General features: G+C 43.4%; 13 protein-coding genes and 1 pseudogene. All 14 read right to left on the bottom strand.

From position 1 onward, the window contains the following. Positions 1-101 precede the first annotated feature (101 nt). Entirely contained in the window at positions 102-749 is a 648-nt protein-coding gene (locus JXR81_04050) for a DUF3800 domain-containing protein (GenBank protein ID MBN2754019.1), read from the bottom strand. Between the two features lie 460 nt (positions 750-1,209). Then, on the bottom strand, positions 1,210-3,237 hold the full coding sequence (locus JXR81_04045; protein ID MBN2754018.1) for a diguanylate cyclase: 2,028 nt from the start codon (positions 3,235-3,237) through the stop codon (positions 1,210-1,212). Positions 3,238-3,240: 3 nt separating this feature from the next. Then, complete coding sequence (locus JXR81_04040) at positions 3,241-3,585, bottom strand: STAS domain-containing protein (GenBank protein ID MBN2754017.1); 345 nt, start codon at positions 3,583-3,585, stop codon at positions 3,241-3,243. Positions 3,586-3,600: 15 nt separating this feature from the next. After that, positions 3,601-4,053, bottom strand: coding sequence for an NUDIX hydrolase (locus JXR81_04035; protein ID MBN2754016.1), 453 nt, complete (start codon positions 4,051-4,053; stop codon positions 3,601-3,603). A gap of 59 nt (positions 4,054-4,112) precedes the next feature. Beyond that, on the bottom strand, positions 4,113-5,141 hold the full coding sequence (gene ruvB / locus JXR81_04030) for a Holliday junction branch migration DNA helicase RuvB (GenBank protein MBN2754015.1): 1,029 nt from the start codon (positions 5,139-5,141) through the stop codon (positions 4,113-4,115). A gap of 365 nt (positions 5,142-5,506) precedes the next feature. Next, complete coding sequence (gene ruvA, locus JXR81_04025; GenBank protein MBN2754014.1) at positions 5,507-6,091, bottom strand: Holliday junction branch migration protein RuvA; 585 nt, start codon at positions 6,089-6,091, stop codon at positions 5,507-5,509. Further along, on the bottom strand, positions 6,088-6,591 hold the full coding sequence (ruvC, locus tag JXR81_04020) for a crossover junction endodeoxyribonuclease RuvC (GenBank protein MBN2754013.1): 504 nt from the start codon (positions 6,589-6,591) through the stop codon (positions 6,088-6,090). Before ruvC ends, ruvA begins: the two co-directional genes overlap by 4 nt. Positions 6,592-6,611: 20 nt before the next feature. Further along, positions 6,612-7,715 (bottom strand): alanine racemase, encoded by a 1,104-nt coding sequence (gene alr, locus JXR81_04015; protein MBN2754012.1) that lies wholly within the window; start codon positions 7,713-7,715, stop codon positions 6,612-6,614. Further along, on the bottom strand, positions 7,715-9,130 hold the full coding sequence (gene dnaB, locus JXR81_04010; GenBank protein ID MBN2754011.1) for a replicative DNA helicase: 1,416 nt from the start codon (positions 9,128-9,130) through the stop codon (positions 7,715-7,717). The genes alr and dnaB overlap by 1 nt, the downstream gene beginning before the upstream one ends. 26 nt (positions 9,131-9,156) lie before the next feature. Further along, the gene (locus JXR81_04005; protein ID MBN2754010.1) at positions 9,157-9,603 is read right to left on the bottom strand and encodes a 50S ribosomal protein L9; all 447 of its coding nucleotides are present in this window, start codon (positions 9,601-9,603) and stop codon (positions 9,157-9,159) included. Between the two features lie 22 nt (positions 9,604-9,625). After that, positions 9,626-10,387, bottom strand: coding sequence for a DUF2232 domain-containing protein (locus tag JXR81_04000; GenBank protein MBN2754009.1), 762 nt, complete (start codon positions 10,385-10,387; stop codon positions 9,626-9,628). Positions 10,388-10,395: 8 nt separating this feature from the next. Further along, positions 10,396-10,629: a 30S ribosomal protein S18 gene (locus JXR81_03995; GenBank protein MBN2754008.1), complete on the bottom strand. Its 234-nt coding sequence runs from the start codon at positions 10,627-10,629 to the stop codon at positions 10,396-10,398. Positions 10,630-10,696: 67 nt separating this feature from the next. Continuing rightward, the gene (gene ssb / locus JXR81_03990) at positions 10,697-11,122 is read right to left on the bottom strand and encodes a single-stranded DNA-binding protein (protein MBN2754007.1); all 426 of its coding nucleotides are present in this window, start codon (positions 11,120-11,122) and stop codon (positions 10,697-10,699) included. Positions 11,123-11,146: 24 nt separating this feature from the next. Continuing rightward, positions 11,147-11,554: pseudogene (rpsF, locus tag JXR81_03985) on the bottom strand (30S ribosomal protein S6). Positions 11,555-11,946: the final 392 nt, after the last annotated feature.

The following is an 11,946-nucleotide window of genomic DNA, read 5'->3' as shown; positions in this document are numbered from 1 at the left end:
TGAGCGGTAAGACCTTGGCAGGTTGTTCCGTGTGTTCCCTTCCATAGTGTGGGCCACAGCACGGACATCAGAAGCCTGTCGGGCGCGCTCTTTTTTTATTTTCATGGCAGATACATATCTTCATAGCAAATAATACTTTTAATTATCCTTATCCAATATCCGTCTTTTCTTTCATACTTTCTGAAAATAGCCCAGCTTATCGCATCGGCTGCCTGCAGCCCCTGAACAACACATGAATCTTCATGTTTTATTATTAACCTTGTCTTTTCGGGATCCACCCTTCCCTGCATCTGCCGTTTAATATAACTGTCAAAATCTCCTATTTCTTTTTTATTTTTGCTTTTATCAACAATAAATTCCAAACAGCCTAACCCTTCTTTAAGTTCCACCTTATCCACTACAAGCCTTGCTATGTAATTGTAAACCCTGTCTTTGTCCTGCGACAAATGAGAATATAGCCTTTTTTTATTTAACGTAAGGCTGTAAACCCTTATTTCAATGTCATTCAGTTTCCGTAAAAAATACTCTACAACCTCTTTAGGGGCATTACTGGCTTTAAGTTCTGTAATCCTTGAAGGTTTTCTTATGTTTACTTTTTTCTTTATTGTCCTCTTTACCGTATTAATTAACTTTCTATTGTTATCAACGCCTATGACGGACAATATTGTCAGGGTTAAAAATTTGGAAGGTTTTTTATTGACAAAATCAAAACCTAAATCTCCGCTTTCATCAAGATACAGGTACTGCATCAGCTCCGGCCCTCTATGTTTTATTTAAAAACAAAAATATATTAACATAATTTATTACGTAATAACAATGTTATACAGGCGGAGCATTGAAGGCCAGGTAACGGCAGAAACGACAAAACGGAGAAACGGTTAAACATAAATACACGGGACGCGCGGGAGCGCGTCCCCTACGAAGGCAAATTCAGATACAGATATCAATAAGACACAAACAACCAAGGGATAGAAAAACAGAAAAAACAAACTTCAAATATAACTGCCCCCTAACACTTTCGCTCGCACGCTCGCTTCATCACGGGGGTTTACGCTGCGCATGCTCGCTCCAACCGCGGGCTGAAGACCCGCGTCTACAAAGACAAACTGCAACTGCCGCGCCCTAAAAGGACGCGCCTACCAAGGCAAAACAAACTACCGCGGGCTAAAGACCCGCGTCTACCAAAACAAAATCCAAGCATCCAAACCTCTAAGCCTCTAAGCTTCCGGATTTTACGTATTTTTCCACCCTGTTCCTGCCGTTGTGTTTGGCAAGGTACAGCGCTTCGTCGGCGTTCATTATCAGCGTTCTGGCGTCTTCGGCGCACGCCGGATACGAACACACGCCGATACTTAAATTAATTGCTTTTTGTTCCTTATCATTGCCGCCCTGAAGATTTTTTTCACAGTACCGCCTTATTTCATCGCCTATTCCGGCTGCCCTGTCCAGGTCGTAGTTTTCAAGGACAAAAACAAATTCTTCGCCGCCATAGCGCGCCGCGAAAGTGCCGTGATGCGTGTGTTCAAAGTGCATGAGCATATCCGCCACTTTTTTTAAAACCCTGTCGCCTTCCTGGTGTCCGTAGCTGTCATTGAACTTTTTGAAAAAATCTATATCTGTTAGCAGAAGAGAAACGCACTTGCTGCCGCCGGTATTTACACGGTCAATTGCTTCCCTTAATTTTTCCTGAAAAGTCAGGTGGTTTGTAAGGCCTGTAAGGCCGTCTCGGGTTGCCTGCTTTTTTATTTTTTCATACAGTTTGGCGTTCTGAAGCAGCATTGCGATTCTGGAAAACAGCATTTCCAGCGTTTTAATTTCAAACTCCGTAAAAAACGCCCCTTCTTCTTTGTCCAGTTTTATCACGCCGTATATTTCATCGGCATCCCTTAACGGCGCTATAAGAAATTTATCCGACCTTACGCCGAAATTTATCTTCTGGCCGCGGTCTTTTAAACCGTTTACCACGGAGCTTTTACCCGAATCTATGACATACCGCAGTATTTCATCTTCTTTTGGCGACACCAGCGAACCTTTCACCCGTTCAGGATAGTTAAAAGTCTCTGTCACCTGAAACGTTTTGCCGTCACCCGTGGATTCAGCCACGTACGCGGACACGATATCAAACGACCTTGATTCATTAAAAAAAGTCTGCAGCAGTTTATGCTTGCCTTCAAGCAGGTTTAATTTTCCGTATATTTCATAAAGGCTGGAAACCCTGCGTTCTTTGCTTAAAGTCTTCTGGTTAATTTCCAGCATTTCTATCACATTGCCGGTTTCACGCGCAAGCGCTTCCATCATAGGCCTTACCGTGTCATTATCCGTAAAGTTTTCTTTTTTAAAATCCATGACTATAAGGCCTATCAGTTTATTTAAAATTACCGGCACAGACGCCAGTTTTTCCCCACCCTCGCCGCTTTTATAATAGGGCTTATGAATCCCTTCCACATCAAAGACATTAAACCCTTCCTTTAAAATAGCGTTGCCTATCACCCCTTCCTTGATACCGACATTATATTCCGGGTCGGTTACAAGCCCTTCACCGCAGACGCTCATCATCAGCAGAAACTTTTTTTCATCATCATGGTCGCGCAGAAAAAGCATCACCGATTCGCTTTTTATGGAACGGCGGAAAACATCATAGAGATTTTTAAGCATATTATCGGCCACTGTTTTTAAATCATCCGGCTGTTTTCCGGTATCAGACACCCCAAATATCATCTTTTCCCTGCTGCCTTTATTTTCCCTGCGGGTTAAAAACAGCACCGCGCAGAAGCCAACCACCACAGCATTAAATATTAAAAACCGCGGCTCTGTACCGCCGGTCCTTAAAACCGCAACAAGCGTCAAAAGCGTTATTAACCCGCCGTAAGCGTGATACCCCCTGTTTAAAAGGACAAAAACAAGAATATACATTGACCATAATAACGGTGACAGATATCCGCCGGTAAGCGCGGCGGCAAGCACGCACCCGGCAAATACCCCAAACGCGGCTTTAAGCTGAAACGGCTTGTCTGTCTTTCTTGTTTTTTTCTCCGTGAAATACACATAGGTAAAAAATATACCGTAAAGTATGGGATATATAAATACTGGAATTTGTAAGTCCGGGAATTTCACAACAGCGCTTATAATATAGACTGCTGCCGCAGCTGAATAGAGGATTGTTTTTTTGCCCGACTGCCCGCCGGCCTTTGCGTTTGGCTTCCTTAAGACCACTTTTTGCGGGTAATTTTTAGCCATAGTTTACTTGAATTTTTTTGCTGCTTCGTCCGCGGTTTTGTAATATTCAAGGATGTTCGTGAAATCCAGAAGTTCAAATATTTCCATTACTTCCTGCTTCATATTTACAAGTTTCAGGTCGCCTTTATTCTTTCTTATATTCTTAATTTCGCTGATAAAGATACCCCAGCCGGCGCTGCTTATGTAATCCACTTCCCCAAGGTCCATTATTATTTTGAATTTTTTGCCCTGAATAAGTTCAGCCATTTTATTTTCAAGAAGGGATGACGTGGTGGTATCAATGTAACCCTGACAGCTTACCACTTTTATATCACCTTTATCCGTAACCTTAATATTTAAACCTTCCATAATCAATACCTCCCCTTAGTCTTTCCACTTAGTTTTTAAATATCCCGCCTGTTTCATAAACTTATTTGACCACATACGCATTATATCATTTTTTATATCCGGATAAAACAGTATTTTTTTAAATTCACTTTTTTCCATGTAAACAGCATTTTTCAGGATGTGGTCAGGGTTAGGTTTTAACACGCCGGAAACGCGCACCTTAAAATACATGTTAATTACGTGCCTTTTTCCTCCGGGGTAGATGGAATCATTGACAAAAAGCAATTCCCCCGCCTTTTTTATATTTAAAGACATCTCTTCCATAAACTCACGCTTTAACGCTTCATGCAGGGTCTCCCCATATTCCACGCCGCCGCCAGGCAAAAGCCAGTACGACTTACCGTTCTTCTGATGGTTTACCAGCAGCAGCCTGTTTTTCTTATCCAGGCATATCCCCGCCACGCGGATCCTGATATTTTTATCCTGCAAGATATTCTCCTTTTTAGCTGTAAGTTGTCAATTGTAACTTGTCAGCTGTTACCTGTCAGTTAAAATAATTCCCCATTCTCCGGTTTCTTATATCCAAAATGTTCGTACGCTTTATCTGTTACCTTGCGTCCGGATGATGTCCTTTGAATGAAGCCAAGCTGAATTAAAAACGGTTCATACACATCTTCTATTGTATCGGCTTCTTCAGATACCGCCACCGCAATTGTTTCAATTCCCACAGGGCCGCCTTTAAATTTTTCTATTATTGTTGTTATGACTTTTCTGTCCATGTTATCCAGCCCTATTTCATCTATTTCAAGCATGGCAAGCGCGGCCTTTGCGGTTTTCACGTCAATAACGCCAAGTGCTTTAACCTGCGCGAAATCCCTTACGCGTTTTAATAACCTGTTAGCCACCCTTGGTGTCCCGCGCGAGCGCCTTGCAATTTCATATATACCCTCTTTGTCGGACTTAACCCCAAGAATTTCCGCGGAACGTTTTAAAATAACTGCTATGGAATCGGTATCATAAAAATCCACCCTGTACACAGCGCCAAAACGCTCCCTTAAAGGGGCGGATATCATGCCCGCCCTTGTGGTCGCGCCTATAAGCGTGAACTTAGGCAGATTTATCCTGAATGTTTTTGCGGACGGCCCCTTGCCTATTACAATATCCAGCACGCCGTCTTCCAGCGCCGGATACATTATTTCTTCAACCGAATGATTAAGCCTGTGTATCTCGTCTATAAACAGAATGTCGTTTTCTTCAAGGTTGGTGATAATAGCCGCAAGGTCGCCGGCTTTTTCTATTACAGGCCCTGCTGTTGATTTAATATTTACGCCAAGTTCATTGGCAATGATGTGCGATAATGTAGTTTTTCCAAGACCGGGCGGCCCGTAAAATAAAATATGCTCCGGCGGTTCTTTTCTTTTCTTAGCCGCCTCAATTAATATTTTAAGTTTCTCTTTAACGCTTTCCTGCCCTATATAATCGGTAAGCAGTTTGGGCCGTAAAGCGTTTTCCCGTACCCGCTCTTCCGGCTCCGCAAACCCTTCCACTATGCGCTCTGTGTCTTTGTCATCTTTCATCCAATTTCTCCATTTACCTGTATCGATTTGGTAGCCGCGACTTTTAAGGCGCGTTGTTTATATTTTTCAATTCAACTGCCGCACCCTGAAAGGGTGCGCCTACCAGAACTAAATCAACTACCGCGGGCTAAAGACCCGCGTCTACCAGATCTAAACCTAACCGCTCTTTAACATTTCGCTTCTGCTTATCTGCTTTTTAAACCAACTGCCGCACCCTGAAAGGGTGCGCCTACCAAATCTAAACCGAACACCCGTCTTACCGCTTCTGGTTATCTGCTTTTTTAAACCAACTGCCGCACCCTAAAAGGGTGCGCCTACCAATTCCTAACCGAGCATCCAAGCCTCTAAGCGTCCAAGCATCCAAACTACCCCAGCCTTTTTAACGCTTCCTTAATTACTTTTTCTTTGTCCGCAGTCCCTTCAATACTCCTTAACGCTTCTTTTAACGCTTCCCTTGCCTGCCCGTAATTAAAACCAAGCGCGGTTAAAACCTGTATGTATTCTTCCTCATCGGGAATATTTTCACCCTTTGGTTCTTTTACAGCCATGGTTTTATATTTGTCTTTAAGTTCAAGTATTATGCGTTCCGCTTTTTTTCTGCCAAGCCCCGGTATCTTTGTAAGCGCTTCAATATTTTCACTGCCAATCGCACGCTTTAACGCGTCTATTGTAATATTGCCAAGTATGGTCATTCCCGCCTTTGCGCCTATGCCATTGACGGAGATTAACATTAAAAAAGTCTCTTTTTCCTGCGGTGTAATAAAGCCGTACAATTCCTGCGCGTCTTCCCTGACATTCATGTACGTATAAAGCCTGACCGGCGCCGTAACGTCTTTTAAATCAAAATAAGTTGAAGCGGAAATAAATATCCCGTAGCCCAATCCGTTTACGTCTATAACGGCGTAATTTTCCGCCAGGCTGTCTATTTTTCCTTCCACAAACGCTATCATTTTTTACCGCCTGCGATTTTAAGATTTTCAAGCTTATAAAAACTGGAACAGCAGACCGCTATTGCCAGCGCGTCAGCCACGTCATCCGGTTTTGGGACAGCCTTTAAACCAAGCAGCATTTTTATCATATTCTGCATCTGCTTTTTATCCGCTTTGCCGTAACCGGTAAGCGCCATCTTAACCTGCATCGGCGTGTATTCCCTTATCTGCGCCCCGGCCAAAACCGCGGAAAGAAGAATTACGCCCCTTGCCTCCGCAACGCTTATCGCCGTGGTAACGTTCTTATTAAAAAAAAGTTTTTCCACGGACACAAATTCCGGTTTATATTTATCTATTATATCAGAAAGTTCATTATATATCTTTTTAAGCCTTAAGGCGGGTTCCAGATTTTTATCCGTCTCTATCAGCCCATAAGACACGGGCCTGACAGCGCTTCCCTTTTTTTCTATCACCCCGTAACCGCAGCGCGCGGTGCCGGGATCTATTCCAAGTATAATCATTTAAGCTCCGGAATCATGAATTAATACTTATAAATTCTTTTTACCCTGTCGGATATTCCGGTAAAAATTTCATACGCAATGGTGCCGGCGCCGTCCGCCATTTTTTCCACAGGCATAATATTTTTCCCGTCCCTGCCAAAAACAAGCACCGAATCGCCCTGTTTTACATTTTTATCCGCCTGTACCACTGTCAGGTCCATGCACACGGTACCAAGCACTTTTCTTTTTTTGCCGTTAATCATAACTTCGCCCTTACCCGATAAAGAACGCGGGAAGCCGTCGCCATAGCCTATGGAAATAACCGCCGCGTATTCTTTTTTACGCGCGGTGTACCTGCCGCCATAACTTACTTTATCGCCGGGTTTAAGTTCAATCACCTGCGCCACGGAAGTTTTTAAAGTCATCACAGGTAATAATGACTTGGCTGTTTTTTTATCACAGTAAGAACCGTACATCATTATACCCGGCCTTACCGCGTCAAAATGAGCAAAAGGGTATTTTAAAATAGCAGCGGAATTGGCAGCGTGAAATAACACATCAGGCCCGGCTGCCGTTCTTAAAGATTCAAGTATTAATGCCTGTTTTTTTGTCCTTTTGTCATTGGCAAGGTCTGCGTCTGCGAAATGAGTATAGACAGATTCAAGTTTTAGAAAATTACTGCTTCTGATAAAATTTATGAATTCAGGGACTTTTTCAGGCTTAACGCCAAGCCTGTTCATTCCGGTATTAATTTTAAGGTGCACTTTTATTATTTTCTTTGCCGCCGCGGCTTTTACGGCCAGCAGGCGCAGCAAAGGCATATCATAAACAGAAGGTTCAAGGTTATATTGAATTAATTCCTGAAGCTCCCCTTCATAAAAACCGCCAAGGATTATTATGGAAGCGTTTATATTTTCCGACCGGATTTCAATACCTTCATTTACCCTTGCAACCGCAAGCCTTTTTACGCCAAGATTTTCAGCCAGATAAGATGCAACTTCAACAGAGCCATGCCCGTAAGCGTTGGCTTTTATTACCGGTATTATTTCCCTGCCGCCTGACAGCCTGCCGGCAAGAATAAAATTGTGCGACAGCGCGGCCATGTCTATTTGGGCGCACGCGTTGCACGCGTATTTTTGACGCATCAGCTGAAAGCCTCGTCATTGGTAAGTTCTGTGGTCTCTTCAAAGCATGTAAGTTCCGGAAGGAAAAGTACAGGCTGCGTAAGCGTGGGGCCGTTTCTGTTTTTCGCGATAATAAGCCTGCAGCGCCTTACCTTTACAAACCGCTCCGCGCCGCCCTGCTGTTCCACGCCTTCCGTGTCTTTTTCATCATCACGGTCAATAAATATAACAACGTCGGCGTCCTGCTCTATGGCGCCGCTTTCGCGTAAGTCTGAAAGTTTTGGCTCTATTCTCTTGCCGCTTTTGGTGCGGTCCCTTTTTTCCGATTCACGGTTTAACTGCGACAGCGCGATTACCGGTATATTTGTTTCCCTTGCCATTGCTTTCATGGCCCTTGATATGGTGGAAATCTGCTGTTCGCGCGATTTAATGGACGCGTCCGGTTTTACCAGCTGCATGTAGTCTATAATTATAAGGTCAAGCGACTTATTTTCCCTTTTTAACTGCGACATTATGGTCCTTACTTTGGCGCGCATTTCAAAGACTCCGTTATCATCCGTGTCTATAAACATCCTTGTTTCGGACAGCACCCCTGCCGCGTCAAGTATCTTCTGTTTTTCTTCTTTGGTCATGTATTTGCCGGTCCTTATCTTCTGAATGCTTACCCTGGAACCGGTTGCAAGCATCCTTCTTATCAGGTCTTCCGCGCTCATTTCAAAACTGAAGAAAAGGATATTCTTCTGTTTTCTGGTGGCAAGCCTGTGCGCGATGTTTAACACAAGCGATGTTTTTCCCAAAGACGGCCTTGCGGCCACAATCACCAGAGACCCGCCTGTAAGCCCGGACGTTGCTTCGTCTATTTTCTTATAGCCGGTTTCAAGGCCTATAAGTTCGTCCTTCATTCTTCCCATTTCATCCATCTGCACGTAAACATCGTGAATCATGTCTTTTACTTCGCGCAGCGAACCCCTGCTTTTTTCCGTTATGGAAAATATCTGATTTTCCGCAGCTTCAATTATTTCCCTGGAAGGTTTTTCTTCGTCAAAAGACCGTTCCAGTATTTCCGCGGAAATACCTATAAGTTTTCTTAAATCGGATTTTTCACGGATTATTTTGGCGTAATCTTCCACGTGCATCCACGTGGGCATAAGATTTGAAAGGTCCGATATATAAGTGGCCCCGCCCACAGATTCAAGCTCTCCGGTGCGGTTTAGTTTATCAATTACGGTAAGGCTGTCTATCGCGCCGCCCACCGTCTGAAGTTCAAACATGGCCGTATATATCTTCTTATGCCTTACATCATAGAAATCTTCGGCTGTAATTATAGGTATAACCACGTCAATAGCCTGGCCGCGCAGAAGAATGCTGCCAAGCAATGACTGTTCAGCTTCCGCGTTCTGCGGAGGCACTTTCCCCTGAGTTGTTTTATCCGACATTAAAGCCCGCCTTTGCCATGCTTAGTTCAGGCTTCTTTAACCACCCAAAGCACTATATTTGATTCTATATCGCCTTTAAGTTTTACCTTTACGGCAAAATTTCCAAGCTCTTTAATGTGCGAGGACATCTTTATATTGCTTTTATTCACGTCAAAACCTGCCGCCTTAATTGCTTCCGCAACATCAACTTCGGTAACAGAACCAAAAAGTTTGTCATCCGCGGATGCTTTTTTCTTGACGGTGAATTCTTTGCCTTCCAGCTGCCCGGCCATTTCTTTAAGCTTGTCTTTTTTTGCTTCAAGCTTGACAGAACGCCTTTTCATCTCTTCCTGAATGGATTTCAGATTCTTGTCAGAAACAGGCATAGCCATGTTCTGCGGAAAAAGAAAATTCCTGGCGTATCCGTCAGTTACTTTTACAAGGTCCCCTGCGTTTCCCAATTTTTTTACGTTTTCTTTTAATATAACTTCCATGATTACCTCCGTACGGTTTTTTTTATCCTTTAATGTTTATTACTTTTGCCTTTCTGAAATTAAACCATGTATCAAGCGCGCCCGCCGCTATAAGTACCGCTGACATAAGCGGTAATAATACCGCGGACATATAAACAAGTATTTTCACAAAGCCCGGCATTCCCTTTTTATCCATAAAAAAGGTGATAACCGCAAGCCCTATAAGAAAATAAAGGTTTCCAAGTACAACCAGCACGTTTTTCGCTGCCGTCTGAAAAGTTTCATTATTTATTAAATCGTGACCCGCAAGAACAGCCATGGCCGCCAGTGCCAGCCACATTACTTTTAAGTCAAGCCGCCAGAAAGAAAAAGGCGCCATTTTGTGCTCTATGCCAAACCTTTTCAGCGCGTACATCCTGGTGAACGCGTAGTTTAAAAACACCATAAAAAGAACGCTTAACAAAGACCACGCCGGAGCCATCTTAACCACAAACAATTCCACCTGCGCTTTGGCAGCCGGAATATCCGCTTCGGGAAGCCCCGCTTTTATCTGCGCTTCCACCGCCGTTTCCACACTTCTTTTAAGCTCCCGGTCCATGTACTCTTTCATATCATGGCCCGTGGAAACTTTAAATACCAGATACAGCGCCAGAACCGACACAAACACAAAACACGTGCCAAGAACAATTACCTTAACCCATCCAACCTGCCGCTTAATAAGCCCCAGCATAAAAAAATCCAGGGCGCCAAAAAAAAGAAATAAAAAAGCCAGGCTGGACAGAAAAAAAAGTATATCGCCCGCCATTTTTTTGTTTATTCAGCCGTAAAGGGCAGCAATCCCGCTTCTCTTGATTTCTTTACAGTCCTTGTAACGGCGCGCTGATGTTTGGCACAGTTGCCGGTTACCCTTCTTGGTATAATTTTACCCCTGTCAGTGATAAAGCCGCGGAGAAAATCCACGTCTTTATAATCAACGGTATCTTTTCCCGCGGTGCAAAGTTTGCACCTTTTCTTTTTTGCCCTCTTGAACACAAAATTTCTTTTCATACCGCCTGCTGCTGGTTTCATTGCCATTTATATATCCTCCTGGATCACTTTATATTTTTTTTAATTTCTAGAACGGGGCATCATCCCCGCCGGAAGGCGTTCCGCCCGGCGCGTCAGCGCCCTGCGTATCATCCTCGCCGGTAAATTCTTCATCTTTTTTCCCTTTTCTGTCAAGGAACTGCACCCTGTCTGCCACCACTTCAAGAATGCTGTTTTTCTTTCCGTCATCCGATTCCCAGCTTCTGGACTGCAGCCTTCCTTCTATAAACACGGAAGAACCTTTCCTTAAATATGTGTGGCAGCTTTCCGCCTGCTTGCCCCACACCACGACGTTCACAAAACAAACTTCTTCTTTCTTTTCCCCCGTCTGCGTCGTGTAAGCGCGGTTGACAGCAAGCCTGATATTTGTAACCGGCTGCCCCGTCTTCACGTACTTTATCTCCAGGTCCCTTGTAAGGTTTCCCATAAGAAGTACCCTGTTTAAATTAGCCATAACGCAAACCTCCCTTTTATCGCTTTATGCCTGTTCCCCGCCGCCCTGCGGTGTTTCAGAAGGAACATCCGCCGGTGCCGGCTTTTCAACCGCTGTTTCTACCGCAGCTTTCTTCGGTTTTCTTACCTTCTGTTTCTTCATCTTAATAACAACTTCACCGGAAACCATAAACCTTATGACTTCTTCGGTAAGCCTTAATTTTTCCCTTACATCAAGTACCTGTTTTTCATCCACTTTAAATTTGATGTAATATACAAAAGCGTCCTTGAACTTTTTCATAAAGAAGTGAAGTTTTTTCTTTTCAGGCGCTTTTTCTTCAACAACTTCGCCTTTTACCTCTTCTAACGTCTTCTTAACCTTTGCCAAAACGGTCTTTATTTCCTCTTCGGTTAAAGTCGGCCTTAAATAAACAATTGCTTCATACGTCCTCATGCAGTAACTCCTTTCGTTTCATAAAAATGTTTTTTTCGGCGAAAATTATTATGCGCCTTAATACAATAAAAATAACAATAAATCCAAGTGTTTTTAGATGGAAAACACCCGGCTTTATCAAGCCGGATAAATCCGGCTTCGCAAGGTTCCCACGGTATAAAAAGCCTTCTACGCACCTGTAATACGTAAAAGAACATACTTATGCCGTGGAAAGATAAAATATCACAATGAAAAGCGTTTGGCAAGGGAATTTTATCCATAAAAACCATAAGGCAACTTGCAAGTTTTATTGCACCACTTCAAATATCCCACACATTTTCCTTGTAGCATTTTGTATTATCATGTCATTGGCTGTCTTGTATCCGAATATTCCTCTCGGGTAGTTATTAATC

This window comes from Candidatus Goldiibacteriota bacterium (assembly GCA_016937715.1).
In the GTDB taxonomy this organism is placed as follows: Bacteria; Oederibacteriota; PGYV01; order PGYV01; family PGYV01; genus PGYV01.
This window is presented reverse-complemented; position numbering and strand designations above follow the sequence as displayed.